This is a genomic window from Streptomyces tropicalis (assembly GCF_029269835.1).
In the GTDB taxonomy this organism is placed as follows: Bacteria; Actinomycetota; Actinomycetes; order Streptomycetales; family Streptomycetaceae; genus Streptomyces; species Streptomyces tropicalis.
Window position 1 is genome coordinate 1 of the sequence record NZ_JARJBB010000013.1, and the last position, 25,282, is coordinate 25,282.

The following is a 25,282-nucleotide window of genomic DNA, read 5'->3' on the forward strand; positions in this document are numbered from 1 at the left end:
GTCATGGTTCGACACCTTCGGGGGGGTTCAGGGGGCGGGCCCGGGCACAGGCCGGTGGCCGCCCGTTCCGCCCCCGGGCGGGGCGGGTCCCGCGGGCCCGGCGGACGCTCCGGCGCCCGCCGGGCCCGCCCGACGAGCAGGGGCCGGCGCGTGCTCAAGATCACCGGGATCTGCCTGTCGCTGGCGATCCTCGGGACGGCCGGCGCCGGCTGGTGGTTCTACGAACACCTCAACGGCAACATCAACAGCATCTCGCTCGACGGCAAGGGCGGCACGGAGAAGGCGGACGCCTTCGGCCGGACCCCGATCAACATCCTGGTGATGGGTTCGGACGGACGCACCAGCGCCGAGGACTGCAAGCTCGGCGGCGGCTGCTCGAGGACGGGTGTGCAGACCGGCAGCAACGCGGACGTGGAGATGGTGGTCCACATATCGGCGGACCGTTCGAACGCCACCGTGATGAGCATCCCCCGCGACACGATGGCGCACGTGCCGGCCTGCCGGAACGCGGCCGACGGCCAGTCCACCGGCGGCTACTACGGGCAGATCAACAGCGCCCTGCAGTACGGTCCGGCCTGCCAGGTGGCCACCGTCCACCAGCTCACCGGCATCCCGATCGACCACTTCGTGAAGCTCGACTTCTCGGGCGTGGTGAAGATGTCGGACGCGGTCGGCGGCGTACCCGTGTGCGTGAGCGACAACGTGTACGACACCTACTCGCACCTGAAGCTGTCCAAGGGCACCCACACCCTCAAGGGCGTCGCGGCGCTGGAGTTCGTGCGGTCCCGGCACGGCTTCGGCGACGGCAGCGACCTCGGCCGCACCGTCTCCCAGCACATCTTCCTCAGTTCGATGATCCGCAAGTTCAAGAGCGCGGGCACCCTCACCGACCCCAGCGCGGTCTACGGCCTCGCCGACGCCGCGACCAAGGCTCTGACGGTGGACGACGGCCTCGGCAGCGTGAAGCAGCTCATCTCGCTGGCCGCCGACGTGAGCAAGGTGCCCACCAAGCGGATGAGCTTCACCACGATGCAGACCGCGCCCGACCCCGCGAACAACGACCGCGTGGTGGTCGGCTCCGGCGCCCAGGCGCTGTTCTCGACCATCTCCAACGACCAGTCCCTGACCACCGGTTCGGGCGACAAGTCGACTGCGGCCGCCGCGACCGGCAAGGCCGCCGCCCCGGCCGTGCCCGCGTCGCGTATCGCCGTGACGGTGGAGAACGGCACCGGCGTCACCGGCCGTGCCTCGTCCGTCGCCACGGCACTCACCGACCAGGGCTTCAGCCCCGCCACCACCACGGCGAACGCGCCGAGTTCGTCGGCCGCCACCAGGCTCGACTACGGCTCCGGGCAGGAGGACGAGGCGAAGACGGTGGCCAAGGCCCTCGGGCTGCCGTCCTCCCATCTCAGGCAGGGCAGCGGCCCCGGCCTGGTCCTGGTGATCGGCGGCGACTGGCCCAGTGGCACGTCCTATCCGGCGTCCGCCTCCGCGCCCGCGGACACGCAGGCGGCGGTCTCCAACGCCCATGCGCAGACCGCCGACCAGGCCAAGACCTGCGCCAAGGTCAGCCCGTACCGGACCGTCTCGCTCAACGGGGTCGCCATGACCCCGGCGCAGGCCTACGCCGCGGCGACCGACCGGCCCGACTCGGACCACTGAGGTCGGGGCACCGCCCCCGCCGGACGCCACCGTCGCGCTGCGGCCGGACCCGGCGGGGCCGCACGACCGGGTGCGGCCCGGTGGCACGGGCCCACGCCGGGTGGTCACCGCACCGTCGCGCGGTGCCACTCCACCGGCGGGCCCGTCGCGCCGCACCGTCGTCGTGGCCGCGCCGCTGTACCGCGGAGGATCGCGGGGCCCTCGGCCCACACCTCATGGGTTGCGCAACAATGGAACCGTGACGGAGATGACGGGGAACACCCGCGACGAGGGCCGCAGCATCGCCATGGAGCGCCTCCTCGAGGACCTGGCCCGGGGGTGCCCGACGCCGCCCGAGCACGAGGTCCGCCCCGCCTACCAGCCCGTGGAGGTGCAGAGCCAGGCGCGCTGGCCGCATCGGGGCACCGTCGTCGGATGGTGGTCCGGCCCGGACGGTGTCACCGCATGCAGGCTGAGGCTGTCCGGCCTTCCGGCTCCGCGGTGGGTGGTCTTCGACGCCGACCGGATCGTGGTCCTGGTGACGGACGGCACGTGACCCGCCGCGTCCTGCGGGCGCCGGTCCGTTCCGCGGACGACGCCCGGCCGCTCTCCCCAGGCGCTGGAGGGCGGCCGGTGCCGAGGACGCCCACGAGTCCCCGGCCGGAGAAGGCTCAACCGGTGGGCAGGTGCCTCACTGGACCGTGACGTTGACCGTCGACGAGTGCGTCGCGCCGGACGCGACGCGGTAGTGGAGCGTGCCCTTCACCGAGGGGCGCGCGGCCAGGAGGTAGGCATTGCCCTTCTTGACCTTGGTGTTGGAGTGCAGCGGGACCCACTTGCCGTTCTTGTCCTGCTGCAGCACCAGCGTGGCGCCGGGTCGCAGACCCGAGGTGCGTCCGGTGAAGCGGACCATGTGACCCGCCTTCACGGTCGTCGGGCTGGCCTTGACCGAGATGGAGGCGGAGTGGGTGCCGGGCGAGGGCGCGGCGGCCACCGCGCCGGCGGCGCCGGCGGAGAGCAGGGCCGCGGACACGGCTCCCGCGGCCGCCGCGCGAAGGCCGCGGCTGAAGCTCACAGTCATTGCTACTCCCATGGGGGACGGAGGAATGCTCTGGACGGGGATCGGACGATCCCCTGTCGCTTGCACGCCTCCAGCCTTGTCCGCACCCCGCACCGAGGCATCCCGAACACAGTGGGCAAAGGACCGGAAATCATAAAGATTTTCGTAAACGTACAGGTGGGCGGAGTCCCGCAGGGCCGGGCGCTCTTACGCTGCTCCTAACGACCGGCGGCCGGTCCGGCAGGTCGGCATGCGCGGCGGGGATGTCGGCGGGAGCCCGTGCGGGCGAGGTGCGCGCGGGGTGCCGACGGCACGGTTTGGCAGGCTGTGGGTCATGAACAGTGGTGACGGGCGTACACGGGCGCCGAAGGTCCTGGTGGTGGACGACGAGCCCGAGGTGCGGTACGCCGTCGAGGACGGGCTCTCCATCGAGGGCCACGAGGTCCGCGGAGTGCCCGACGGCGCGGCGGCCCTGGCCGCGGTGACGGAGTGGGACCCCGACGCGCTGGTCGTCGACGTGATGATGCCGGGCCTCGACGGGCTGGCCCTGTGCCGCCGGCTCCGGGCCCTGGGCGACCGCACGCCGGTACTGGTGCTCACCGCCCGCGGCTCGGTGAGCGAACGGGTGGAGGGGCTCGACGCCGGGGCCGACGACTACCTCGTCAAACCCTTCGCGCTCGACGAACTGATGGCCCGCATCCGCGCGTTGCTGCGCCGTGCGGCCCCCGTCGGGCCGGAGCCGGGGGACCTGCTCTCCTTCGCCGACCTCGTGGTGGACCCTGCGACCCGGACCGGACGGCGCGGCGAGCGGGCCATCGAGTTCAGCCGGACCGAGTCCGCCCTGCTGGAGCTGCTGCTGCGCAACCCCGGCCAGGCGCTGCCGAGGGAGACGATCCAGGAGCGGGTGTGGGGCCGCGACTTCGGGCCCCAGTCCAACTCCCTGGCCGTCTACGTCGGCTATCTGCGCCGCAAGCTGGAGGCCGGGGGCGAGGGCCGGCTGGTGCACACCGTGCACGGCGTCGGCTACCGGCTGGACCTGCCGTGAGGCGCCCGCGCCGGCGTCCCGCGCCCGCGCAGGACGTGACGGCGGGCGCGGACGTCCCGTGGCGGCGCCGGTGGCCGCTGCGCACCCGGCTGACCCTGGCCGCCTCGTCCGCCGTGGCGGTCGTCGTCGTGGGCCTGAGCGGTGCCGCCTTCCTGGTGATCCGCCACCAGCTGCTCGACCAGCTCGATCTGCATCTGACGCAGTCGGCCCGGCTGGCCGCCCGGCAGTACCGGGACGAGCCGCCCGGTGTCGTGCAGGGCGAGTGCCGCTACCTCGCCGCACCGGCGTGCGCCCAGCTGGTCCCGGCCCGGGCGGGCGACGACCCGGGCCGGCCGTACCTCCTGCCCGTCACCGGCGGCACCCGCCGGGTCGCGGCCGGCGGACGGGGCCCGTACTACGGGGAGTTCCGGCTCGGCCCGTACCGTGCACGGATGCTGACCACGCCGCTGGACGGGGGCCGTGCGCTCCAGGTCGCCCTGCGCGCGGACACCGTCGACCGGGGGGTCCGGCAGGCAGCCGTCGCCCTCGCGGGCGTCGGAGCGGTGGGGGTGCTGCTGGCGGGACTCCTCGGGTACTGGGTGTCCCGAACCGGCCTGGCCCCCGTCGGCGGTCTCACCGCCACGGCCGAGCGCATCGCGGCCACCCGTGACGCCCGGCACCGCATCGAGCTGCCGCCGGGCCGGCCGGGGCGTGCGGACGACGAGATCACCCGGCTCGCCTCCGCCTTCAACACCATGCTGGAGGAGCTGGAGAAGTCCGTCACCGCCCAGCGGCGCCTGGTCGCGGACGCCTCGCACGAACTGCGCACCCCGCTCACCGCGCTGCGCACCAACGCCGAGCTGCTCGCCCGGTCGGGCCGCCTCACCGATGCACAGCGCGAGCGGGCGGCCGGCGCGCTCGGCCGCCAGCTGCGGGAGGTCACCGGTCTGGTGAACGACCTGATCGAGCTCGCCCGCGACGAGGAACCCGACCCGCTCGTCGAGGACGTGCCGCTGGCGTCCGCCGTCGCACACGCCGTCGGCGCCGCGCGCGACCACTGGCCCGGCGTCACCTTCGGCCTCACCGTCGACGCGGGCGCCCGCGCGCGGACGGTCGCCGGGGTGCCGGCCCGGCTCTCCCGGCTGCTGTCGAGCCTCCTCGACAACGCGGCGAAGTTCAGCGGGACCGGCCGGCCCGTCGAGGTGCGCGTCTCGGCCGGGGCCGGACAGGTGGAGGTGACGGTCCGCGACCACGGCCCGGGCATCGCCGGCGAGGACCTCCCGTACGTCTTCGACCGCTTCTACCGGGCGCGTGCCGCCCGGGCCCTGCCCGGTTCCGGCCTGGGCCTGGCCATGGCGCGTCAGATCGCCCGCGCGCACCACGCCGACCTCACGGCCGAGAACCCGCCCGGAGGCGGCGCGCTGTTCCGTCTGCGCATCCCGTCCGACGGTACGGTCGCCGCCGGGAGCGGGGCCGAACCGGACGGCACGCCCCCTTCCTGACGACACGGTCAGCACCTCTCACAATGTTCTTATCCGGCGCCGGGACAGTGCCGTTCATGGGCAAGAGGAAGATCAGCAGGACCAGGACGAAGACCGCCGGGATGTCCGGCACGCTCGCTCTGATCGCCGTGGTCGGCACCGCGACCGCGTTCGGCACCGGCGGGCACGAGGACCGGAGTGTCGAGGTGCACGGGGGCCGGGTGACCGTACCGGTCGCCGGGGGCCGCGCGGTGGTGGACGCGGCCTCGCTGGCCGTGCGCGCGCAGGCCGACGACGGCCGTACCTGGCAGCTCACCGCACCGGCGGCCGGTGGAGGACCCGGAGCCGCGGGGCGGATCGCGGTGCGCCACGACCGCGCCACGTGGCGGTACCCCGCGACGGGACTCACCGTGACGGTCGCAGCACGCGACGGGCGGCTGGAGGTGACCCTGCACTCCGGCCGGGCCGCCTCGGTGCGCTGGCCGGTCACCGGCGGCGAACCGGCCACGCAGGAACTACAGATCCCGCGGGGCGAGGGCATCGCGGTGCCGGTCGCCGACCGGTGGTGGAACTCGGCGGCGGCCGGGCTGGCCGGCTCGGAGGCCGGCATGGCCGACGGGCTGACCATGCCGTTCTGGGGCACGAGCCTGACGGGCGGGCACGGCTCCAGCTACATCGCCGCGTCCGACATCGGGACGACCCTGAGGTTCGTCTCCGCCGGCGGCCGCCTGCACACCGAGGCCGAACACCGGTTCTCCCCGCGGGAATCCACGTCCGACTACACGGTCGCCTTCGCCCTCACCGACGGCTCGCCGGTGGCCGCGGCCCGGGACTACCGTGCCTGGCTGCAGCAGCACGGCGGGATCACCGGGCTGCGGGAGAAGATCGCCCGGAACCCCGAGGTGGGCAGGCTCGTGGGCGCCTTCCACGCCTACACCTGGGGGCAGGCGCGCGGCCCCGAGGGCATCCGCAGGCTCCGCGCCCTCGGCATCGACCGGATGTGGATCGGCTACGACGCGGACGGCTCCCCCATGGGCGGCGAGGCGGTCCGCCTGGCCCGGAAGGCCGGCTACCTCGTCGGGCCGTACGACTCGTGGGCCAACGCGCAGGACCCCGCGACGGCCGACACCCCGGTGTCGAAGTGGCCCGCCCCCGTCTGGCCGGACGGCTGCGTGCACGCGGCCGACGGCACGTCCGTGACCGGCTTCGGCGGTCGCGGCTGCTACGTCAGCTCCGAGGCACTGCGGCGCGCCGAGCCGCGCGGGCACTACCTCGCCGACCGCACGAAGGAGATGACGGCGAACGGTGCCACCAGCTACTTCCTCGACGTGGACGCCGCCGGGGAGCTCTTCACCGACCACTCCCCCACCCACCCCATGACGATGGCGCAGGACCGCCGGAACCGGCTGCGGCGGATGGGGTGGCTGTCCGGTGACCGCGGGCTGGTGCTCGGCTCCGAGAGCGCCGGTTCCTGGGCGAACCGAGTGGTCTCCTTCAGCCACGGCTCGGGCACACCCGTCGACGACCGACTGTGGAAGCTGGAGCGGGACCGGCCGACGTGGGGCGGCTACGCGCCCGCCGGCGCGCCCGGCGTGTTCTTCAAGCCGGTCCGCCTCCCGGCGGACGTGGCCAGGGCGATGTACGACCCCCGGTACCGGGTGCCGCTGTACCAGACGGTGCTGCACGACGCGGTGATCAGCACCGAGCGCTGGGAGCTGTCGTGGTCGAAGCTGCCGGACCTGAGCCGCACCCGGGCACTGCTGGCGATGCTGTACAACGTGCCGCTCAACCTGGTCCTGGACCGGGCCGAACTCGACGCGCACGGGCGGCGGATCGCCGCGCTGCAGCAGTACTTCGAACCGCTGCACCGGGTGGCAGCGACCCGGCCCATGACCGACTTCCGCCGGCTGACCCCGGACCACCTGGTGCAGCGGACGACGTTCGGCGACGGCGACCTGACCGTCACCGCCAACTTCTCCGCCGTCCCCCACGGCGGCCTGCCCTCCGGCTGCGTGGACGCGTCCGTCCGCGGCGGTCCGGCCCGGAGGCTGTGCCCCGCGGGGCTGTGACGGCGGGTTGCCCGGCCGCCCGCCCCGGGGGTGGGCGGCCCCGGGGCGGGGTCCGGGTGCGGCGCAGGGGCCAACAGGGTGGTCCCGGGCCGTGTCGGGCGGCGGGGGCGGACCCGGCTGGCCATGCTGGACCGGGACTGCCCCCTTTCCCGCGACAAGGAGCACGGTATGCCGACCGACGCGGTGCGACGATTCCTCGCGGCCCTGGATCCCGAGCACCGGCAGGCCGTCGGCGCCCGGTCGCACGAGGAGCAGGAGCGGCTGGCCGCGGCCTGGGAGCGCGAACTGGAGGCGGACGACGAGCTCGACACCCTGGACGAGCTGTCCCCGCCGGCGGCGGAGGCCGAGGCGGCCCGCCGTGTCCTGAACCGCGAGTAGGGCCGCTCCCGGCCTCCTCGGGCACTCAGCCGGTCACACTGGCCGCACCCGTCCCCAGGTGGCCGGTGAACCGGCGCGACCACGTCGGGTCGGAGTCCACGGCCACCGTGAGGTCGTACCAGCCGTCCTGCTGCGCGACGACGTCGAGGACGTCCTCCGTGGAGGATCCCGCCGCGACCGGTGTACGTCCACGGGCCGTCGCTGCGGGAGGGGAGCGAGGTGAGGGTGAACGTGACCGCCGTCGTACCGTGTTGGCCATCCTGAAGCAGATCGCGAACTTGCCCGTGCCGGGCTCCACGGCGTAACGGGTCTGCGCCTCGGCCGACTTGCCGGACTGAGGCGGCCGACGGGAACGCCGACGTGGGGATCACGACGCTGGGCGGCTCGGTGCCGCTGCCGCCGGGGCTGGTCACGGGCAGCCTGCTGGACGAGGCGTACGCCCTGGTGCATCCGGCGGGTCATGCGTCCCCGCGGTCGCTGCCGCTGGTCGACCGGGCGGAGACCTGCGGTTCCTCCACGCGCGCCTGGTGGGCCCGCGCAGGACTGGATCCCGGGGGCGACCGTGGAGACCGAGGACGACGGCGCGGTCCTCTCCCTGGTGGGCGCGGGCCACGGCATGCCGTCATGCCGGCGCTGTCCCTGGAGGGCGCGCCCGACTCCGTCGGCGTCACCGACCTCGGACCGGACCGCCCGAGCCGTCGCATCGGCTACGTCACGACGTCCGAACTGGCCGGGTCGGCCGTGGTCCGGGCCCTGGTGCGGGAGTTGCGGACGGCGGCGGACCGGGGCGACGGGGGCGGTCGGCCGCGTGGGCGGTGGCCGCCGGCTCGTGGACGATCTGCGGGCGCTTCCCCGGGCGTCGGCTCAACGGTCGCCGAACTCGAAGTACGCGGATGCGCCCGTGACCGTGAACAGCCGGGCCAGGACGGGCTGGAGACGGGCGTCGATCACCAGGCGGGCGCCCGACGCCCGGCAGTGGCGCTGCACGTCGAGCAGGACGTGCAGCAGCGCGGAGTCGGCGAAGGTGAGGCCGGACAGGTCCACCACGGTGGTCGGCACCCGGGCGGCCCGCTCCAGGAGCGTGCCTCGGAGGGCGGGTGCGGCGTGCCAGTCCACGCTGCCGCAGACCTGTATCGCGCAGGTGCCGTCCGCGACGGTCATCCGCACGGTGTAGTCCGCGGCGTGGAGGAGTCGCGGACCGCGCGGTTCGGGGGCGCACAGGTCGTCGGTTTCGTTCATGATCGATTCAGCACCGGGTCGCGCTGTCCTTCTTTCGGGTGAGTCCCGGCTGGGGTGGGGCTGTCATCACCGCGGCAGGGAACCGGGATGACACGTCGCATCCACTGCGCGGTGAGGGGCTGGTCCATGTGACGCTGGTGCAGGACGACTCGACCGTGACCGGGCAGGCTGCGAGCTCCGCCGAGGCCAGAGCCGCCATCTCCGCGCTCCTGGCCGGGCGGGCGCTGCCACCGGGGTCCAGGGCCCACGGAGACAGCCTGCTCGTGGTCTCCGAGCTGGTGGCGAACGTGCTGAGGCACACCGGAGGTCCCGCGACGCTCGCGGCGTATCTGCACGGCGCCACGCTCGACGTGACCGTGTCCGAGGGCTGCACCAGCGGCCCCGACCAGGACCCGCCGGACCGGGGACAGGATGCGACGGCACGGTTCGGGTGGCTGGTGGTCAGCCGTCTGGCGTCGATGGTCGCGGTCACGCGGCCCCGTCCCGGCGGCAAGCGGATCCGCGTGCACATGGCCGTGTAACGCGCTCATCCGCCTCACCCCCAGCTCGCGGGCACCCCTGTGGTCGTGTCCACCGACTCAGAGCCCGTACCCGGCAGAAGCGGCCATAAGGTCACCCGATCGAATGTCTCTATGACAAGCGTCGAACGCGCGGCCGTCCGTGGGCCGGCGTGGGGGCGCTTCGGAACGTTTCCGGGTGCCGCGGCACCGGTTGCCGGTGGCTGGGCCGCTGCCGGTCGGCGAGGGCGGGGTGCCCGGTCAGGAGACCGGGTTCTCGAGGAGGGTGACGCGGTTGCCGTCGGGGTCGTGCACGGCCGCGAACCTCGCACGCACGCCGCCGGTGCTCACGGGGCCGCACTCGATGCCCCGGCGGGCCGGCTCCGCGATCTCGGCGTCCAGGTCGGCGACCACGAGGTTGAGCAGGGTGCTTCCTGCGTGCTCGGGCGACTCGTAGACCTGGATCCACGCCGAGGCGGTGACGTGCCAGTCGGCCGGACCGGGCATGGGCCGACGGTCCGCGGGACGGCCCAGGAGACGCTCGTACCAGGCAGCCGCCGCTTCGATCTCCCGGACCGGCGCCACCGCGAGCACATGGGTGGGAGTCATTCCGACCCCTTCCGATCGCTTCGGGTCCACTCCCGGGCGGCTTCCGCCGGAGGCGGAGGGCGCGGGCTGCGCCTCGGGTTCCCGGTGGGCCTTCGGCCGCTCGCGCCGGCGTGCCGCCCGCTCCAGCATCGGCGGCGCCGTGGTGATGGGCCCCTGCCCCCGGCGACGGCTGTGCCGTACGCCGGATGCGGTTGCCGGTGCCCGGCGGCAGTCTTGAGGGAGGAGTCGGCGAGGGCTGCCCTCCTCGCATGGCAGGAGGTCTTCGATGGATCATCTCCGTTCCCAGGCCGGAGCAGCGGCGGAGCGATCGGACGTCCGTCCGGACAAGCGGGTCAGGCACAGCAGCATCTTCTTCGGCTTCCTGCCGTGGATCATCTTCGACGTGGTGGCCGGGCCGAGCACGTGGAAGTTCGCCGCGCTGGCCGCGTTCGTGTCGGCACTCGTCCTGAACGTCCCCGACATCCGGCGCGGCAGCGTCAAGGCCCTCGAAGTGACGGGGCTGGTGTTCTTCGCGGTGCTGTGTGTGCTGGCACTCACCCTCGACCTCCAGCACCTGCTCTGGCTGGAGACCTGGGCGCAGACCCTGTCGAGCGGCGTCATCGCCCTGGTGGCCCTGGTCTCGCTCGCGTTCACCCCGTTCACGGAGCAGTACGCCCGGGAGTCCACACCACGCGAGTACTGGCACTCTCCCAAGTTCAAGCACATCAACCGGGTCCTGACCGGTGTATGGGGCGCGGTGTTCGCCGTGTCGGCGCTCCTGGGTCTGTTCGCGATCCGCGTGTCGGGCAGCTCGGACTGGTTCAACTGGGTCATCCCGGTCGTCCTGCTGGTCGGGGCCGTGAAGTTCACCAACTGGTACCCCGACCACGCGGGCGGCTCCTCGTCCGACCGGGCGGAGGCGCCGGTGCCCGCCCGGCCACCGGGCGCGTGACCGCGGCTGCCGATGCCCGCCTCCGCATCCGCACGGCCTCGTGCGGCTCTCCGGGCGCCGACGGTCGCACGCCATGTGGTTGTGCCCGAGTCGGCGGCGACGGCCGCGACCGGTGTCGCGGCACCTCAGGGCACGGCGCCGCCGCGGCACACGGTGAAACCGGCCCTCGCCCAGGCCGTCGGCCCCCGCATCGTCATCCCGGCCAACCCGCTGCGCGGCCTCGCACGCAACTCCGCCTGCGTCACCGAGGCCGGCTCCTTCCGGGCGACCGTCGGCTCCCGCCGGGCCGCCGTCACTCGTGTCCTCGGAGAGGCCCCGACTCCCACCGGGAGGCCTTCCCGGCAGGAGGCGGCGCTGGTCCGACCGGCCGTGGGGCGCGCCGGGGCCGGCGCGTCCCACGGTGGTCCGTGGTCAGCGCTCCTGCGAGAGTGCGTACAGCTCGCCGAGCAGACTGCCCTCCGCGGCGACGAGATCCTCGAAGCGGCCCTGCTCCCGGACACGGCCCCGGTCGAGAACGATGACCCGGTCGGCCATTCTCACGTTGTCGAGCCGGTGCGTGACGACGATCGTGATGCGGTCCGGCGCCATGGCACGCAGTTCCCGGAAGATCTGGTGCTCGCCACGGGCATCCATTTCGCTGGTCGGTTCGTCCAGGACGAGTACCGCCGGCTCACGGTACAGGGCCCGTGCGCAGGCGAGGCGCTGCCACTGGCCGCCGGACAACTCGTGCCCGCCCCACACCGAGCGGGCCAGCAAGGTGTCCAGTCCGCCCGGGAGCTCGCGGAGGGCCGTCGCCATGCCGACCCGATCGGCCACCGCCCAGACCCGGTCGTCGCCCTGTTCGCGGCGCTGGCCGAGGGTGATGTTCTCCCGGGCGGCCAGGGGCCAGTGCCCGTTCTTCTGGGGGACGAGGCCGACGTGCCGCCACACCGACTCCGCCTCGGCGGTCGCGAGGTCGGTGTCGTCCCAGCGGACGGTCCCCTCACTGGCCGTGGTGAGGCCGGTGAGCAGCCTGATCAGAGTGGACTTGCCTGCGCCGTTCTCTCCGACGAGGGCGACGACCTCGCCGCGCCGGAGGGTGAGGGTGACCGGGTGCAGCGCCGGGGCGTCCTTGGCCGCATAGGTGTAGCCGGCTCCGTCGAGGTGGATTTCCTTCGGCACCCCCACCTGGACGGTGCCGCGGGAAGCGGTCATGGACCGGACCTCGTCGACGAAGGCGTGGTAGTCGCTCAGGTAGAGGCCGTGGTGGAACATCACCGCGCCGTAGCGCACGATCGAGTTCAGGGCACGGCCGGCGGTCTGCGAGGCGACGACCGCGGTGCCCGCGATGGCCGCCGTCATCGCCCCGGTGACGACCAGAGCGGCGAGGGAGGCCCACATCCCGAGCGTGAACACCCCTGCCAGGCCGGCGGCGAGCAGCGTCACGAAAAGGTACGGTCGGGCGCCCTCCAGCTCACGGGACTCGACGCGGTCGCACATCGTCCGGTACCAGAAGTGCAGGTATTCCCGCATGGTGTTGGCGCGCAGCTCGTCGGCGAGGTCGGCAGTGGTCAGCCACCAGCGCATCATGCCTCGCACGGTGCGGGAGGAAATGGTCCGGTCGTGCGTCCGGTAGTCGATGCGGGCCGCGACGACACCGCCGAGGCCGCGCGGGATCACGGAGAGCAGGAGCACGCCGAGGAGCAGGGGGTGCAGTGACGTGAGCACGGTCGCCGCGGACACCAGCTGGACGAAACCGTTGGTCAGGGTCTTTGCGTCGTCGGCGAGGTCGACCGCGCGCAGGGCTCCGACCTCCGCGGCCTGGCTGCGGTCGCTGAATCCCTCCGCGTCGTAGGCGGCCAGCTCGGCGCGCATGTGGAGATCGACGAGGGTGAGATCGGCGGCCGAGGCGATCTTCGGATTCAGGCGCCGGGTCGCCCAGTCGGCCAGGATCCACATGGCCGCTCCGGCGGCCATGGCCACGGTGGCGGTGGCCAGCGCCGGCCAGGCGTGGACCAGACCGGTCCGCGGGTCCGCGGTGGTCAGCCGGGGCAGGGCCCGGGCGACGGAGGTGAGCATCACGGCCGTCCCCACGCCCGACAGGATCTGGCAGAGGAGGATCGTGATCGCCATGTGCGGGTCGACGGCCCAGGCCAGCCGGGCCGTCTGGAGGAGGGCCGTGGGGATGCGTCGGGCCATGTCCCACAAGGTTGCGTCGTCCATGGCGCGCCGGTGCTTGCGGCCGTTGTAGTCGAGCTCCGGCGGCAGGGCCGGCTGGGGGGCGGCCGCTCGCGCCCCGGGGAAGGGCGGCGGTCCCGGCCGGTCGTGGGTGGCGTCGAGCGCGGCCGCGGGCAGACCCGACGCGGGCGTCGTCGAGTGGGTCATGCCCCCCACCTCGACGACGGTCGTGATGCGGATGCGAAGGGCGCGCGCCGGGCGTCGAGCGGGCGCCGGACCGCGGAGGGCCCGCCCGTCCCAGCGGGAAGATCCTCGGGGACGGGGTGAAGGACGGGAAGCACGAGCACGGGATTCACGGCAGCTCCTCGTAGGAAGAAGGGGACGCGGTCGCGGCTCACCGAGGACAACGCGCCTGTTCACAGGGGCGATCGGCGGAGACCGCGGCCACGTACGGAACCCTCGTGCACGCCACTGACAACCGCCGGGGGTCTGCGCACAGATCCGGACATTCCGAGCACTCGCCGAGTCGATGCACGCGCAGACGCGGGGACGGCCCTGGCCTGCGCCTGAGTCGGCAGAAAGGATTCTCGATGCGCGCGCCGAGGCCCCGGGGTGGCGCGCTGGACAAGATGGCTCGATCCGATCGGACCGGAGATGCCGCAGGACGGCGGGAGAGAGCACCGTGGTGCCGTGCAGCCCGGCCTCGGCCGCCGAAGCACCGAGGGGTTCGGCTGATGCCGTCGCCGAGGTCTCAGAAGGCGCTCCGGAGCGGTTCCCAGACCGAGCAGTCGTGGGCGAAGAGCACGCGCCGCGGGTCGCATGCGGCGAGACGGTCCAGCCAGTGCGGAGGGCGTGGAAGCGGCTCTTACACGCCCTCGCCTGCCGCCTGCCGGGCCAGGTGGTCCGAGGCGACGTGGGAGGCGAAGTCGTGTGCCTGGCCTGCGAGGACCACCGTGCCGTCCGGTCGGCGGAGAACCAGCGACTGGTGTCAGGGCGTGTGCCCGGGTGTCGGGACGATCCACACCCCGGGGCGGATCTCCCCCCCTCCCCGGAGAGCTCCTCGTGGGTGACACCGCGGTGGTCGACCAATGCGTCGAAGGTGCAGTTTCCTTCGCGAGCCGCGGCCAGTTCGACATCCTGGACCGGGACGGGGGTGCTGCCGAGGAGCGGATTGCCGCCGCAGTGGTCGAAAGGCAGGTGGCGGTTCGCCGCCAGGGAGATGTCCCGCAGGCCGACGCCCGCGGCGTGCAGGGCGTCGCGCAGGTCACGGCGTCGGGGCCGGTAGTGCGCCTCGGTCTCGGGGTTCGCGCGCCCGATACCGGTGTCGAAGAGGATCGGGCCCTGCTCGTGCTCCACGAGAGGGGCGAGGACGGGTTCGACGCGGGGATGCGGGGTGCCGGTCTCCGATGCGGGCCGGACGAAGTAGCCCAGATCGAGTCGCCCGACGGCCATGCGCTGCCCCATGGGTTCATCCTGACGGTCCGTCGTCGTCCCGCCCGGCCGATCCGCCCGGAGCAGAGCGCGGCTGCGGAGCGGACGGAGCCTCCGGTCCGGTGGGCGGGGCCGGTGCACCGGTCCCGCCCCCGCTCGGCAGCCGTGCCGCGATCCGGGAAGAGAAGGGGCTACGGCTCCAGCAGGCCCCGCCCTCCTCCCGCCGCCGCGCGGATCAGCACGTCGGCCAGTTCCACCGGGGTGGAGAGCATCGGGTAGTGGCCGGTCGGGAGTTCGAAGTAGGTCACGCCCGGCTCGGCCAGCCCGGCGAACCTCGGGGCGCCGGTGGCGTGCAGGGACCGGACGGTCTCCAGGGTGAGGCCGCCGTGGACGCAGAGGATGCCGGTGGTCGGGAGCGCGCGCCAGGCGTCGGTCAGCTTGATGGGCTCCGTGACGGTCCGGGCGGGGTGGGGCGTGGCCAGTCGCCGGTAGCGTTCCCACTCCGCCGCCGGCACGCCGTGCACGGCGTCGATCTGCTGCGGGACCCGCAGGACGGGACCGTCGGCGGCGTCGAGCAGGTGCGGCATCAGGGTGAGGACCGACTCGCCGGCCTCGGGGAGCCCGGTGTCCACGAGCACCAGGCGGGCGACCTTCCCGGGCAGGCGGTCGGCCGCCGCCAGGGTTGGGAAGATGCCGTAGCTGTGCGCCACCAGGATCACCCCCGGCTCCTCGGCGCCCAGCCGGTCGGCCAGTGTGTCCGTGTGCTCCTGGAGGCCGATGGCCGCCGGGTCCTCGCCCGCCCGTTCCGCCAGGCCGGGCAGCGTCACGGGCAGCGCCCGGTGGCCGTGGGCCGTCAGCTCGGCGACGACGGTGTCCCAGGCCCATCCGCCCAGGTGAAGACCGGGTACCAGCAGGAACGTCGACATGGTCGACCCCTTCCGAAACGTTGTCCGCGTGGCCGGTGGTGACCGGCGGTTGGACCGTAGGACCTCCCCCTGGGGGAGATTCCAGGTCCCGGCGGCGCGCGGGGTCGGCTGCCCGGCCGGGAGGGGGGACGGCGGAAGGGGGTGGTCAGCCTCTGTTCCACTGCACGAAGTCGTCCCAGGGGTCACGGGCGCGGTTCATCCCGGGTGGCTGTTCCGGGGCGGGGTGGCCCAGGCAGACCATCAGGTGAGGGGTGACGCCGGGGTCGAGCCCCAGCAGGGTGGCCACCGCCGCCTTGCTGAAGGAGGTCACGGGTCCCGCCCCGAGCCCCAGGGAGTGCGCGGCGAGCAGCATGGTGGCAGCGGCGGTGCCGACGTCGATGAAGGGGCCCGGCTTGTGCGGCGGGAATCCGTAGGCGCGGACGCGGTTCTCGTCGACGCAGATCGCGATCAGGGCCTTCGGGCGCTGGAGCATGCCGGGGGAGAACAGCCTGATGGCGTCGAGCAGGTGCTGCCGGTCGACGGCCACGAAGCGGTGCAGGCGCCGGTTGCCCGCATGCGGTGCGTACCGGGCGCTGCGGAGCACCGTGTGCAGGTCCTCGGCGCGCACGGGTTCGTCCGTCAGGGCCCGGGTGACGCGCCGGGTGCGGATGGCGGCGAGCACCGGGCCGGCGGCGGGGCCGGGGCCGGTCACCGTCCGGCTCCTGCGCGGCGGCCGGCCGTGTCCAGGAGGTGCTGGGCGACGGTCCGGCACAGGGCGTCGATGCCCTCCGCGTACGCCGCCGGATCCGCCTCCGCGACCGAGGTGTCCGAGACACCCGCCCGCACGGCGTGCAGGACGGGGCGGAGAGCGGGGTCGGCGTGCGGCTCCATGGCCGTGGCGAGCCGTTCGGCCGCGGTCAGGAGCCGCAGGGGCGCGTACTCGGCCGCCTCGTCGAGCTGTGTCCGCGCGGATGCGAGCAGATAGCACAGTACGTCGAGCAGGTCCTGCCGGATGGGCGGCGTGCTGTCTTCCACGGTGTCTCCTCGCCGCGTCGGCTCCTGGGTGACGGGTCCCGGCAGACAGCAGCCTACGAAGATCGCGGTCCGGCGGCATCCGCACGACGCGGGGCCGCCGCCGGACGGGGACCGCTCCCCCACGTCACCGACCCGGTCCGGCGGCGGAGGCGGGCCGAGGGGGCGGTCGGCGGCGGAATCGGGGGCGGGGCCGGCCGCCGGTACCCGCCCCCGTACCGCGCCGCAGCTCAGGCGGTCCAACCGCGGGTGAGCCCGAGGACGGCGGAGCCGTCCAGGTCGCCGAGCTTGATGCCCACGAAGTCGCGCGCCCAGGCCGAGGTCTGGAGGCGGAAGGCGGGCTCGTCCGCGGTCAGGGCCTCCAGCACCGCCTCGGCCGCCCCCTCCGGGGTCTGCGCACTGTCGGTGAACTGCCCGACCGTGCGGGCCAGGTAGGCCTGGAGCTGAGGCGCGTACACACCGGCGTCGGCGACGGCGGTCTCCAGGTCGATGCCGACGTTGGCGACGAACTCCGTGGCCACGGCGCCCGGTTCGACGACGGAGACGGACACGCCGTGCGCGGCGGCCACCGGAGCGAGGCTCTCCATGTAGCCCTCGACCGCGAACTTCGCGGCGCAGTACGCCTCGTTGAAGGGCTGCCCGATGACGCCGCCGACGCTGGTGACGGTGATCAGGCGGCCGCCGGTGGCGCGCAGGTGCGGCAGGGCTGCCTTGGAGACGCTGAGGACACCGAAGAAGTTGACCTCCATGACCTTGCGGACCTCGGCCACGGACTCGTTCTCGAGGGTGGCGACGTGTCCGGCGCCCGCGTTGTTCACGACGGCGTCCAGGCGTCCGTGGTCGGCGAGCACGCCCTCGACGGCCGAGGTGATCGACGCCTCGTCGGTCACGTCGAGGCGGCGGACGTCGAGGTCCACCCCCGCCTCGGCGGCCGCGGCGCGCAGGGCGCCGGCGCGGCCCGGGTCGCGCAGTGTGGCGACGACGGTCCAGCCCGCGCGGGCGGCGGAGACGGCGGCGGCGAGGCCGATACCGGAGGAGGTGCCGGTGACGAGGACGACCTTGGGGGAGTCGGCAGACATGGGAATGACCTTCCAGCGATTGCGTGCGTGTACACACACCATAGTGCACTTACGTGTGCGTACACGCAAACGCTATGCTGACGACATGCCGAAGAAGCTCGCCCAGAAGGAGATGCCCACGGCCGACCACGCCTTCTACGGGCTCGTGTGGGCCGGAACCGTCCTCACCCAGCGGGTCGACCGCGCCCTGATCAAGGCGCACGATCTGCCGGTGTCCTGGTTCGAGGTCCTGCTCTGGCTGGCCTCCAGCCCCGACCCCGTGCCGGCGTCGGTCCTCGGCAACAGCACGATGCTCAGCCGCAGCCAGGTGTCGCGTGTCGTGGACGCCCTGCAGAGCCGGGGCCTGGTCACCCGCACCCCCTCCTCCCACGACGCCCGCTCCGTAGAGGTCTCGCTCACGCCCGCGGGCAGGCAGCTCTTCGACGCGGCCGACGCCACCCGCCGCGCCTGTCTCGGCCCCGTCTTCACGGACCTCCTCGACGAGGGCGACCTGGCGGCGCTGAGCACCGTGTGGCACAAGCTGAAGGCCGACAAGGAAGCGCAGGTCTGACGGGGGCGGCGCCGCGCGCATGCGGCACCCCCGCGATGCGTTCAGTCCGTCGGGGTCGCCTGGTGGAAGTACATCCGCCGGCCCGTCCCGGTGAGGCGCCAGAGGGAGCTGCGCCACGCCTTCCGGCCGCGGTGGCCGGAGAAGTGGACCAGGTGGACGACACCCGGGGCCAGGACCGTCCCGGACATCCTGGTGACCTCCACCGGGGGCTCCGCCGACACATCGCCGGAGCCGGTCACGTCGAGAACGGACCCCGCGTCCCGGCGGCGTCCGGACGCGCCGAACTCGACGAACTCCGGTTCGAGCAGCTCCTGCACCCGAGCCGCCGAGGCACGCACGCCGGGATCGAGGAGCCGCAGTTCCCCGTCGACGGCCGCCTGTACCGCCTGCTCGTCCTCAACCGTCACGACCGCACCCTACGATCACCAGCCACCGGGTGCGCTCGGGGCATGGCGACTTTCGGGACCCCGCCCGCTCACCGGCCGGACGGGGCGCCCGCGGTCTCGCCCAGGCGGCGCAGGGCGCCCTCCGAGGCCGGGTCGTCGGGCAGGTGGGTGAGCGGGTGGTGGCCGGGCTCGTCGGCCGCGGCCAACTTCACGTAGCGCAGACGCAGTTCACCCACTTCGGTGGGAAGCGGCGCGTGACGGGTGCGAATCCGGAGGTCTCGCGCCGCGCGTACCAGCGCGCCGCGCCCGGGTCGGCCGGCAACTCCTCGAGCTCGGCGAAGCGGGGGACCTGCGGTGCCCGGGCGGCCCGGGAACGGAACTGCCCGAGCAGGGATCGGACATCCTGGTCCCAGTCCGGCAGCAGGATGCGAGGCAGGGCCCGGCGAGACGATGGCGGCGGCCTCCCGGGCCAGCACGAGATCCGGGAGCTGCTCCGCGGCACGCGGTCCGCGATGCGGGACGATCTCGGCGTGGCGCCCGAGGGCTGAGCCGGCCACGGGGTGCCGCCCCCGGGGGGATCACCGTGCGGTCGGCCGCCGGGACCGGCCTCCGCTGCCCGTGGCTTTCCGGTCCCGTGGCAGCGGCGGCCCGGCGGGCGCTCGGCGAACTGCGCACGGGGAGCGTCACGGAGGCGGCCGCGGCGGTGAACGCGGTGCACGTGCGGGCTCGCCCGGGCGCGCGAGGAGGCGTTGCCTGCGCAGCGGGCGCTGATCGCGATCCAGGGCGAACAAATGCTGACGCCGCATCAGAACCATGCGGAAGACGATGCGATGACGGTCACCTGGCTTTCCGCGGCGCTCGGGGTGCCGCCCTCGACGCTGCCGTTCCGGGAGGAGGCGGGGCTCCTCGTGCCGGGCCGGGTGACCTCGCTGCGGGCGCGTCGCTGCGACCCGTCGGCCGCCGCCGCGGCACGGATCGTCGTGGCCCTGCGCGACAACCGCCACGGCATTCCCGACGTCCGCGCGATCACGGCCTCCCTGGACCGGTTCGAGGGACTCGACGAAGCGCGGCGCCTCCCGGCACCGCCTCGAACGGATCGCCGGTCGCACCGTGGCGCTGCTGCGAGCGGGCGCGGATGGCGGAGGACGTCCGGTCCGCCGAGGGCACCGCGGACGGCGCGGGCGGGCAGGGACGTCGGGACGGCGGGGGCGCGGCGGGCGGCTGTTAGCGTTCGGGCGCATGGACGACGACGTGTACGTGGGCAACGCGGGCAAGGACGCGGCGCTCGACCGTGGCTGGCTGCTCGGGCACTTCAAGGAGCCCGGTTCCCCGCGCCACAGTGACGCGGTGGAGATCAAGTGGGGTGTCCATCCACGGGGCGAGGAGCGGGCCCGATGGGTGCGCGGTGAGGAGCGTACGGCGCTTCTGGTACTCGTCAGCGGGCGTTTCCGCGTCGAACTTCCGGGGCGCAGTGTGCTGCTGGAGCAGCAGGGCGACTATGTCGTGTGGGGGCACGGAGTCGATCACTCGTGGGTGGCGGAGGAGGACTCGGTGGTGCTGACCGTGCGCTGGCCCTCGGTGCCCGGCTACGCGGTTTTGCGGGAGGATCGGGCGGATTCGCCCGCGTGACGGCGGGGGCGGGCCGCTGGGGTGCCCGTGGCTGCGTCCCGGCCGCCGGGGTCGTCAGGAGCGGTCCAGGTCCAGCTCGCCCACGGTCTGGCCCCCGCTGGTCTCGCCGGTCGGGCGGAAGCCGAGGCCCAGGTAGAAGCGTTCGGGGCCGTCCGCTCCCGGGTGCCAGGTGGTGGTCAGGCGGGTGCCGCCGCGGCGGCGGATCTCGGCGGCGACGGATGCGACGGCGTAGCGTCCGTACCCCTTGCCCTGCTCTGCGGCGGCGATGTTGAGGCGCCACAGGCCGGAGCGGATGTCCGTGCCGCTGCCGTCGCCCCGCCAGTCGATGTCGAGGAAGGCCATGAGGAAGCCGACGGCGCGGTCGCCGTCGCGGATGAGGCGGGGCCAGGCCGTGCCGGGGTAGACGTAGGCCTCGGCCAGCGACTTCACGACCGGTGCCACGAGATGCTCCTGATCCGGGCGTACGCGCAGGCCGACGGCCGTGTCGAAGGTGTCCGGAGTGATCTCTTCCAGGCGCAGCCGACTGTTCATGCGGGCACTCTAGCCAGGGCGTTCCCCTGTCGCGCAAGGGATTCAGCCCTGGCGGCCGCCGTCACAGGTCCCGGGCGGCAGTTCGGCCGGGCCGGCGTCGCGCACGATGCGGGTCGACGGTCGCCGGCAGGGCGCTGCCGGCGGAGACGCCGGTCTCGGCCCTGCCGGGCAGGAGGGCCAGCGGGCGGCACCAGTCGCGCAATCGGGACGCGTCGACCTCGTCGGCGATCGGCTTCGTGGCGTGGCGGGCGAGGGTCTCGGTCAGGGGCACGTCGAGGTGGTGGGCGTGGATGGGAGAGCGGTGGTCGGCACGCAGGCCGGCGAGCATCTCGCCGTGGTGGTCGGCGTGGAGGACGCCCTCGACCATCACGTGGAAGCCGGCGTCGAGGGCGTAGCGGGCGGTCAGGCCGATCAGGGCGATGTTCGCCGCACCGGGCAGGTCGCGGTCGCGGAGTACGACGCGCCGCAGGTTGTCCTGGGCGACGAGGGCGGGCCCGCGGCCGAACCGCTCGCGGATTCCGGCCGCCACGGACGACTTGCCGGAGGCGCTGGTGCCGCGCAGGACGATCAGCCTGGTCTCCTCGGTGCCCCACCCTCACGGTCCCCGAGCTACCGGCGACCGCTGCGCTCGTGCCGCCCTTGCCTTCGGGTGGGGGCGCGCTGCAGCAGGAGGGGCGCATCGTGCGGCGCGGAACTCAGAGGAAATACAGAGGTTCAGGCCACTGGCGGCCACGGGAGTGCGCGCCCATTCTCTCCATGTCATGTCCATTGCAGCTCGCGCCTGACCGGCGGGCTGCCCGACCCGAGGAGTGACCCCCATGAACTTCTCCCGGGCACAGACGTTACGTTCCGTACGACCCGGTGTGCAGGCGCTGTTCCGCCTGGTGACCGGTTTCCTCTTCGCCTGCCACGGCGCGGCCTCCCTGTTCGGGGTGCTCGGCGGCGCCCACGGCGGCGGCACGGTCCCGAGCCTGCAGTGGCCGGGATGGTGGGCAGCGGTGATCGAACTGGCGGGAGGCGTCCTGGTGTTCCTGGGCCTCTTCACCCGGACCGCGGCCGTCGTCTGCTCCGGGTCCATGGCGTACGCGTACTTCAGCGTCCACCAGGCCCACGCACTGGTCCCGCTCCAGAACGGCGGTGAGCCGGCGGTGCTCTTCTGCTGGTCGTTCCTGCTCATCGCCTGCCTCGGTCCCGGCGCTCCGGCCGTCGACGCGCTCCTGAAGAGACACGCGGCCTCCGGCGATCGGCGCGCCGCGGCACCGCTCACCTCGTAGCACGCCGAGAGGACCGCGGTCCGGGGCCCCCGCCGCCATCCCCATGCCCGGCGGGGGCCCTCGGCCGTCCGCCACGCGCGGGCGCGCGCCCGGCCGTCGCCGCCTCCGCGAGGTCCGCGTCGGCCGGGGCGTCAGGAAGCGGCCGGGGCGTCCGCGCACGGTACGGGAGCCCGGCGCAGGGCCGCCGTGGTGAGTCCCACGGTGGCGACCGCACCGAGGCACAGCAGTCCTCCGGCGACGAGGGCCACGGCGCCCGAGGTGGCGTCCGCCACGAGGCCCCCGCGCAGGTTGCCGATGTCCGGTCCGGCCTGGCCGACGATCTGCTCGGCGGCGCCGACGCGGCCCAGCAGCCCGGCCGGCGTGTGGGCCTGGACGACGGTGCCGCGCGACACGACCGAGACCGTGTCGGCGGCGCCGGCCACGACGAGGCACGCCAGCCCGGCCCACGGGTCGCGCGCGACCCCGAAGAGCGCGAGTGCCGCACCCCAGGTGGCGGATCCGCCCAGCATGACCGCCCCGGGCCGCGGCAGCCGCGTGAAGGTCCCGGAGAGGACCGACGCCGTCACCCCGCCCACGGCGAGAGCGGTGAGGAAGAGCCCGAGGGTGCGCGGACTGCCGCCGAACCGCTCCGAGTTGATCAGCGGGAACAGGCTGACCGGCATCGACAACACGGTGGTGGCGAGGTCGGTGAGGAGTGCGCCCCGGATCACCGGCGTGCGCACGAGGAAGCCCAGTCCGTCGAGCACTCCGCGCAGACCGGGACGCGCGGCGTCGTCGCCCGGCTTCAGCTCCGGCAGCCCGAACGCCCCGTAGAAGGCCGCGCCGAAGGTGACCGCGTCGATGAGATGGCAGCCGCCGACGCCCAGCCCGGCGATGACCAGCCCGCCCAGGGCGGGGCCGAGGAGCATGGCGGCCTGGAACGAGATCCGCCGCAGGGCGAGTCCGGCGGCCAGCCGGCTCCTGGGGAGCAGACTCGGCACGAAGGTGCGCGACGTCGGTCCGCCGCCCGCCGCGAAGCACGACTGGACGGCGACGAGGACGAGGATCCCGGCGGCCGGGAGGGGCCGGAAGAGACCCTGGAGCGCGAGCAGCAGCGAGCACACCGACTGCCCGCCGGTGGTGAGGAGGTAGAACCTCCGGCGGTCGACCCGGTCCACCAGGGACCCGGCGAAGAGTCCGAGCACCACCAGCGGCAGGGCCTGCGCCAGCCCGACGGCGCCGGTCCACGTGGTGCTCCCGGTGCTCCGCCAGACCTGGAACAGGACGGTGACGACGGTCATCTGGCTGCCCAGCCCGGAGAGCGACTGGCCGATCCACAGCCGTCTGAACGCGGGGGACGACCTCAGCGGGGTCACGTCGATCAGCGTGTGCCTCAGCGCCATGTCCGGTCCTCCCCTGCCGGCCCCGCACCGCGATCGTAGAAGCTCGGGCGCCGCGGGGCGTCGGCGGTGTCACGGGCCCGGGTTCAACCGGGTCCGGATCCCGCCGGGTTCGGGCGGCCGTCCCCCTCCGGCCGGGCCTCCTCCTGGAGGGCGAACGCCATCACGCCGATCCCCACCGGGACGGTCCCCGGCGAGTGCGGCGGCCGTGCGGCCGCGTGCAGTTCGGCGGCCAGCGCGGCGAGCCGCCCGCGGACGTCCTGCCAGACCTGCGGGTCCACCCACAGCTCGCCGTCGACGGTGACGCCCTCGCTGTCCGGCGCGCGACGGCCGGCGCGCTCCCGGAGGTTGTGCGCCAGCGTCCCGGCCAGCAGCGGGGTGCCGTCGCGCCGGTCGGAGAGCGGTGAGCCGTGGACCGTGCGGTAGCGCCGCTCCCGGCCGCCGCGCCGGTCGCGCTCCTCCGCGAGCTCGACGAGGCCCACCGCGCTCAGGCGCCGCAGGTGCTGGCTGGCCAGCGCATGGGAGACGTCCAGCTCCCGGGAGAGCTCGGCCGCGGACAGGGGCCCGGGCCACATGAGTGTCAGCATCCGCAGCCGCAGGGGGTGGGCGAGTGCGCGCAGCACGGGGTCGGTGGCGGTCACGCGGGTCAGTAAACCGCATGCCCCTCCCCTACCACCAAGCAAATGATTGGGGGTAGGTTGGCGCGCGGCCGGAAGGACCGGGGTGCGGACGGGGCGGGGACGGCATGAGCTGGGGCGCGGCCAGGGTCCTGCGGGACCGCAATGCGGGTCTCTATCTGGGCGGGGTGGTCGTCTCGGGGTTCGGCGACTCCGCCATGTCGCTGGCCGCGGGCATCTGGGTCAAGACGCTCACCGGCTCCAGCGGCCTCGCCGCGCTCGTCGGATTCTGCTTCTGGCTGCCGGTGCTCGCAGGTCCGGCGATCGGCACCGTCGCCGACCGGGTGCGCCGGCGCCCGCTGCTGGTCGCCGTCCAGCTGGCCCTGGCCGTCGTGACGACCGCGTTGTTCGGACTGCACGAACGCGGCGACGTGTGGCTCCTGTTCGCCGTGCTGACCCTGATCGGCGTCGGCGGGGTGCTCGCGGACGCGGCCGAGACGGCCCTGATGGCGTCGGTCGTGCCGGGTGAGCTGCGCGGCGACTTCAACGGTCTGGTGCGGACCGCGATCGAGAGCATGAAGCTGCTCGCCCCGGTCGCCGGTGCGGGTCTGTTCACGGTCCTCGGGGGACCCGCGGTGGCCCTGCTGGACTCCGTCACCTTCGTCCTGGCCGCCGCGGCCTTCTGGTCGATACGGGTTCGGGAGGCCGCTTCGCAGGTGCGGCCGCGGCGGGCCTGGATCGCCGGGACCGTGGAAGGCGTCCGCCATCTCCGGCGGCACCGGACGCTGCGCCGCCTGGTGCTCGGAGGCAGTGCCGCCATGGTCCTGTCCAGCCTCAGCAGCACGGCCACCTTCGCGATGCTCGACGCCGGGCTGCACCGCGCGCCGGCGTTCGCGGGCGTGCTCACCCCGCTTCAGGGGCTCGGCTCCGTCGTCAGCGGGTCGGCGGCCGGCGCGCTGATGCGCCGCATGCCGGAACGCGCCTTCGCCGCGGCCGGGTTGGCGGTGTTCGCCCTGGGGGTGCTGGCGCGGGCGACCCCCTGGCTGCCGGTCGTGCTGGGCGGCCAGCTGGCGATCGGGCTGGGGCTGCCGTGCCCCCTTGTCGCGGCGCTGACGGCGGTCCAGCGGGAGACTCCCGGGGAACTGCTCGGCCGGGTCGCCGCCACCGCCAACACGCTGATCTTCGCGCCCACCGGCGTCGCCCTGCTCCTGGGAACGGCGATGGTGGAAAGCCTGGACTACCGGGTGCAGACGCTCACCGCCGGTGCGATCGGGCTGGCGGCGGCCGCTGCGCTGGCGTTCGCCGACCGCACGGGGCGGGCCCCGGCGCCGGGGGCGGAGGGGGTCCGCGTGGAGGACACGTCCTCCTGATCGCCGGCCTGCG

At 74.0% G+C, this 25,282-nt stretch carries 27 protein-coding genes and 3 pseudogenes; 14 read left to right on the plus strand and 16 right to left on the minus strand.

Features of this window, described 5'->3' with window-relative positions; all coding sequences use genetic code 11:
• Positions 1–150: 150 nt before the first annotated feature.
• Both P3H78_RS22745 and P3H78_RS22750 read left to right on the plus strand, forming a co-directional pair.
• Positions 151–1,662 carry an LCP family protein gene (locus P3H78_RS22745; protein ID WP_276110960.1) on the plus strand — a complete coding sequence of 504 codons (1,512 nt, stop codon included), beginning with the start codon at positions 151–153 and terminating at the stop codon, positions 1,660–1,662.
• A gap of 238 nt (positions 1,663–1,900) precedes the next feature.
• Positions 1,901–2,197, plus strand: a complete 297-nt coding sequence (locus tag P3H78_RS22750; protein WP_276110961.1) for a hypothetical protein — start codon at positions 1,901–1,903, stop codon at positions 2,195–2,197.
• Positions 2,198–2,332: 135 nt separating this feature from the next.
• On the opposite strand, the gene P3H78_RS22755 is transcribed toward P3H78_RS22750, so the two are convergent.
• Positions 2,333–2,722, minus strand: a complete 390-nt coding sequence (locus P3H78_RS22755; protein ID WP_276110962.1) for a hypothetical protein — start codon at positions 2,720–2,722, stop codon at positions 2,333–2,335.
• A 313-nt stretch (positions 2,723–3,035) separates the two neighbouring features.
• Here P3H78_RS22755 and P3H78_RS22760 point away from each other — a divergent pair, with 313 nt between their 5' ends.
• The 4 genes from P3H78_RS22760 to P3H78_RS22775 all read left to right on the plus strand — a co-directional run bounded on the left by P3H78_RS22760 (position 3,036) and on the right by P3H78_RS22775 (position 7,653).
• Positions 3,036–3,746, plus strand: a complete 711-nt coding sequence (locus P3H78_RS22760) for a response regulator transcription factor (RefSeq protein ID WP_276110963.1) — start codon at positions 3,036–3,038, stop codon at positions 3,744–3,746.
• 95 nt (positions 3,747–3,841) lie between these two features.
• Positions 3,842–5,227 (plus strand): HAMP domain-containing sensor histidine kinase, encoded by a 1,386-nt coding sequence (locus P3H78_RS22765; RefSeq protein WP_276111118.1) that lies wholly within the window; start codon positions 3,842–3,844, stop codon positions 5,225–5,227.
• Between the two features lie 56 nt (positions 5,228–5,283).
• Complete coding sequence (locus tag P3H78_RS22770) at positions 5,284–7,275, plus strand: glycoside hydrolase (protein ID WP_276110964.1); 1,992 nt, start codon at positions 5,284–5,286, stop codon at positions 7,273–7,275.
• A 168-nt stretch (positions 7,276–7,443) separates the two neighbouring features.
• Positions 7,444–7,653, plus strand: coding sequence for a hypothetical protein (locus P3H78_RS22775; protein WP_276110965.1), 210 nt, complete (start codon positions 7,444–7,446; stop codon positions 7,651–7,653).
• 25 nt (positions 7,654–7,678) lie between these two features.
• Here P3H78_RS22775 and P3H78_RS22780 read toward each other — a convergent pair whose 3' ends face one another.
• The gene (locus P3H78_RS22780) at positions 7,679–7,951 is read right to left on the minus strand and encodes a phospholipase domain-containing protein (RefSeq protein ID WP_276110966.1); all 273 of its coding nucleotides are present in this window, start codon (positions 7,949–7,951) and stop codon (positions 7,679–7,681) included.
• Positions 7,952–7,989: 38 nt separating this feature from the next.
• On the opposite strand from P3H78_RS22780, the pseudogene P3H78_RS22785 reads away from it, so the two are divergent.
• Positions 7,990–8,430, plus strand: a pseudogene (locus tag P3H78_RS22785) (LysR family transcriptional regulator substrate-binding protein); the annotation flags it as partial.
• A gap of 87 nt (positions 8,431–8,517) precedes the next feature.
• Here P3H78_RS22785 and P3H78_RS22790 read toward each other — a convergent pair.
• Entirely contained in the window at positions 8,518–8,892 is a 375-nt protein-coding gene (locus tag P3H78_RS22790) for an STAS domain-containing protein (RefSeq protein ID WP_276110967.1), read from the minus strand.
• Positions 8,893–9,020: 128 nt separating this feature from the next.
• Between P3H78_RS22790 and P3H78_RS22795 the strand changes: the two genes are divergently transcribed.
• Positions 9,021–9,413 carry an ATP-binding protein gene (locus P3H78_RS22795; protein WP_276110968.1) on the plus strand — a complete coding sequence of 131 codons (393 nt, stop codon included), beginning with the start codon at positions 9,021–9,023 and terminating at the stop codon, positions 9,411–9,413.
• 237 nt (positions 9,414–9,650) lie between these two features.
• Here P3H78_RS22795 and P3H78_RS22800 read toward each other — a convergent pair whose 3' ends face one another.
• Positions 9,651–9,998: a VOC family protein gene (locus P3H78_RS22800; RefSeq protein WP_276110969.1), complete on the minus strand. Its 348-nt coding sequence runs from the start codon at positions 9,996–9,998 to the stop codon at positions 9,651–9,653.
• Between the two features lie 265 nt (positions 9,999–10,263).
• Here P3H78_RS22800 and P3H78_RS22805 point away from each other — a divergent pair, with 265 nt between their 5' ends.
• A complete protein-coding gene (locus P3H78_RS22805) occupies positions 10,264–10,929 on the plus strand; it encodes a DUF3159 domain-containing protein (RefSeq protein ID WP_276110970.1) in 666 nt (221 codons plus the stop codon).
• Positions 10,930–11,340: 411 nt separating this feature from the next.
• Here P3H78_RS22805 and P3H78_RS22810 read toward each other — a convergent pair whose 3' ends face one another.
• From P3H78_RS22810 to P3H78_RS22835, 6 genes and pseudogenes are all read right to left on the minus strand, one after another.
• Positions 11,341–13,293: an ATP-binding cassette domain-containing protein gene (locus P3H78_RS22810; protein ID WP_438828019.1), complete on the minus strand. Its 1,953-nt coding sequence runs from the start codon at positions 13,291–13,293 to the stop codon at positions 11,341–11,343.
• Between the two features lie 544 nt (positions 13,294–13,837).
• Positions 13,838–14,550, minus strand: a pseudogene (locus P3H78_RS22815) (MBL fold metallo-hydrolase).
• A gap of 158 nt (positions 14,551–14,708) precedes the next feature.
• The gene (locus P3H78_RS22820; RefSeq protein ID WP_276110971.1) at positions 14,709–15,443 is read right to left on the minus strand and encodes an alpha/beta fold hydrolase; all 735 of its coding nucleotides are present in this window, start codon (positions 15,441–15,443) and stop codon (positions 14,709–14,711) included.
• A 145-nt stretch (positions 15,444–15,588) separates the two neighbouring features.
• Positions 15,589–16,134, minus strand: coding sequence for a nitroreductase family protein (locus P3H78_RS22825; RefSeq protein WP_276110972.1), 546 nt, complete (start codon positions 16,132–16,134; stop codon positions 15,589–15,591).
• The gene (locus tag P3H78_RS22830) at positions 16,131–16,457 is read right to left on the minus strand and encodes a DUF6092 family protein (RefSeq protein WP_276110973.1); all 327 of its coding nucleotides are present in this window, start codon (positions 16,455–16,457) and stop codon (positions 16,131–16,133) included. The genes P3H78_RS22825 and P3H78_RS22830 overlap by 4 nt, the downstream gene beginning before the upstream one ends.
• Positions 16,458–16,684: 227 nt before the next feature.
• Positions 16,685–17,533, minus strand: a complete 849-nt coding sequence (locus P3H78_RS22835) for an SDR family NAD(P)-dependent oxidoreductase (RefSeq protein WP_276110974.1) — start codon at positions 17,531–17,533, stop codon at positions 16,685–16,687.
• A gap of 85 nt (positions 17,534–17,618) precedes the next feature.
• Here P3H78_RS22835 and P3H78_RS22840 point away from each other — a divergent pair, with 85 nt between their 5' ends.
• Complete coding sequence (locus P3H78_RS22840) at positions 17,619–18,083, plus strand: MarR family winged helix-turn-helix transcriptional regulator (protein WP_276110975.1); 465 nt, start codon at positions 17,619–17,621, stop codon at positions 18,081–18,083.
• 41 nt (positions 18,084–18,124) lie between these two features.
• On the opposite strand, the gene P3H78_RS22845 is transcribed toward P3H78_RS22840, so the two are convergent.
• Both P3H78_RS22845 and P3H78_RS22850 read right to left on the minus strand, forming a co-directional pair.
• Positions 18,125–18,490 (minus strand): nuclear transport factor 2 family protein, encoded by a 366-nt coding sequence (locus P3H78_RS22845; protein ID WP_276110976.1) that lies wholly within the window; start codon positions 18,488–18,490, stop codon positions 18,125–18,127.
• Between the two features lie 68 nt (positions 18,491–18,558).
• A complete protein-coding gene (locus P3H78_RS22850; RefSeq protein WP_276110977.1) occupies positions 18,559–18,705 on the minus strand; it encodes a hypothetical protein in 147 nt (48 codons plus the stop codon).
• A 594-nt stretch (positions 18,706–19,299) separates the two neighbouring features.
• Between P3H78_RS22850 and P3H78_RS33435 the strand changes: the two genes are divergently transcribed.
• Together P3H78_RS33435 and P3H78_RS22855 are read left to right on the plus strand one after the other, a co-directional pair.
• A complete protein-coding gene (locus tag P3H78_RS33435; protein WP_369015725.1) occupies positions 19,300–19,812 on the plus strand; it encodes a MerR family transcriptional regulator in 513 nt (170 codons plus the stop codon).
• The gene (locus tag P3H78_RS22855; protein ID WP_276110978.1) at positions 19,709–20,098 is read left to right on the plus strand and encodes a cupin domain-containing protein; all 390 of its coding nucleotides are present in this window, start codon (positions 19,709–19,711) and stop codon (positions 20,096–20,098) included. The genes P3H78_RS33435 and P3H78_RS22855 overlap by 104 nt, the downstream gene beginning before the upstream one ends.
• Before the next feature lie 54 nt (positions 20,099–20,152).
• Here P3H78_RS22855 and P3H78_RS22860 read toward each other — a convergent pair whose 3' ends face one another.
• Positions 20,153–20,629: a GNAT family N-acetyltransferase gene (locus P3H78_RS22860; protein WP_276110979.1), complete on the minus strand. Its 477-nt coding sequence runs from the start codon at positions 20,627–20,629 to the stop codon at positions 20,153–20,155.
• A 42-nt stretch (positions 20,630–20,671) separates the two neighbouring features.
• Positions 20,672–21,200, minus strand: a pseudogene (locus tag P3H78_RS22865) (AAA family ATPase).
• A gap of 247 nt (positions 21,201–21,447) precedes the next feature.
• Between P3H78_RS22865 and P3H78_RS22870 the strand changes: the two are divergent.
• Positions 21,448–21,903, plus strand: coding sequence for a DoxX family protein (locus P3H78_RS22870; protein WP_276110980.1), 456 nt, complete (start codon positions 21,448–21,450; stop codon positions 21,901–21,903).
• 131 nt (positions 21,904–22,034) lie between these two features.
• On the opposite strand, the gene P3H78_RS22875 is transcribed toward P3H78_RS22870, so the two are convergent.
• The gene (locus P3H78_RS22875) at positions 22,035–23,285 is read right to left on the minus strand and encodes an MFS transporter (protein ID WP_276110981.1); all 1,251 of its coding nucleotides are present in this window, start codon (positions 23,283–23,285) and stop codon (positions 22,035–22,037) included.
• An 83-nt stretch (positions 23,286–23,368) separates the two neighbouring features.
• Positions 23,369–23,923: an ArsR/SmtB family transcription factor gene (locus P3H78_RS22880; RefSeq protein ID WP_276110982.1), complete on the minus strand. Its 555-nt coding sequence runs from the start codon at positions 23,921–23,923 to the stop codon at positions 23,369–23,371.
• Positions 23,924–24,027: 104 nt separating this feature from the next.
• Between P3H78_RS22880 and P3H78_RS22885 the strand changes: the two genes are divergently transcribed.
• Entirely contained in the window at positions 24,028–25,269 is a 1,242-nt protein-coding gene (locus P3H78_RS22885) for an MFS transporter (RefSeq protein WP_276110983.1), read from the plus strand.
• Positions 25,270–25,282 lie beyond the last annotated feature (13 nt).

Excerpts from the sequence above, each read along its gene's own strand:
- P3H78_RS22855 (WP_276110978.1), top strand. The coding sequence starts at position 19,709 with ATGGACGACGACGTGTACGTGGGCAACGCGGGCAAGGACGCGGCGCTC.
- P3H78_RS22810 (WP_438828019.1), bottom strand. The coding sequence starts at position 13,293 with ATGACCCACTCGACGACGCCCGCGTCGGGTCTGCCCGCGGCCGCGCTC.
- P3H78_RS22755 (WP_276110962.1), bottom strand. The coding sequence starts at position 2,722 with ATGACTGTGAGCTTCAGCCGCGGCCTTCGCGCGGCGGCCGCGGGAGCC.
- P3H78_RS22805 (WP_276110970.1), top strand. The coding sequence starts at position 10,264 with ATGGATCATCTCCGTTCCCAGGCCGGAGCAGCGGCGGAGCGATCGGAC.
- P3H78_RS22860 (WP_276110979.1), bottom strand. The coding sequence starts at position 20,629 with ATGAACAGTCGGCTGCGCCTGGAAGAGATCACTCCGGACACCTTCGAC.
- P3H78_RS22820 (WP_276110971.1), bottom strand. The coding sequence starts at position 15,443 with ATGTCGACGTTCCTGCTGGTACCCGGTCTTCACCTGGGCGGATGGGCC.
- P3H78_RS22875 (WP_276110981.1), bottom strand. The coding sequence starts at position 23,285 with ATGGCGCTGAGGCACACGCTGATCGACGTGACCCCGCTGAGGTCGTCC.
- P3H78_RS22790 (WP_276110967.1), bottom strand. The coding sequence starts at position 8,892 with ATGAACGAAACCGACGACCTGTGCGCCCCCGAACCGCGCGGTCCGCGA.
- P3H78_RS33435 (WP_369015725.1), top strand. The coding sequence starts at position 19,300 with ATGACGGTCACCTGGCTTTCCGCGGCGCTCGGGGTGCCGCCCTCGACG.
- P3H78_RS22770 (WP_276110964.1), top strand. The coding sequence starts at position 5,284 with ATGGGCAAGAGGAAGATCAGCAGGACCAGGACGAAGACCGCCGGGATG.
- P3H78_RS22885 (WP_276110983.1), top strand. The coding sequence starts at position 24,028 with ATGAGCTGGGGCGCGGCCAGGGTCCTGCGGGACCGCAATGCGGGTCTC.
- P3H78_RS22775 (WP_276110965.1), top strand. The coding sequence starts at position 7,444 with ATGCCGACCGACGCGGTGCGACGATTCCTCGCGGCCCTGGATCCCGAG.
- P3H78_RS22840 (WP_276110975.1), top strand. The coding sequence starts at position 17,619 with ATGCCGAAGAAGCTCGCCCAGAAGGAGATGCCCACGGCCGACCACGCC.
- P3H78_RS22760 (WP_276110963.1), top strand. The coding sequence starts at position 3,036 with ATGAACAGTGGTGACGGGCGTACACGGGCGCCGAAGGTCCTGGTGGTG.
- P3H78_RS22870 (WP_276110980.1), top strand. The coding sequence starts at position 21,448 with ATGAACTTCTCCCGGGCACAGACGTTACGTTCCGTACGACCCGGTGTG.
- P3H78_RS22800 (WP_276110969.1), bottom strand. The coding sequence starts at position 9,998 with ATGACTCCCACCCATGTGCTCGCGGTGGCGCCGGTCCGGGAGATCGAA.
- P3H78_RS22835 (WP_276110974.1), bottom strand. The coding sequence starts at position 17,533 with ATGTCTGCCGACTCCCCCAAGGTCGTCCTCGTCACCGGCACCTCCTCC.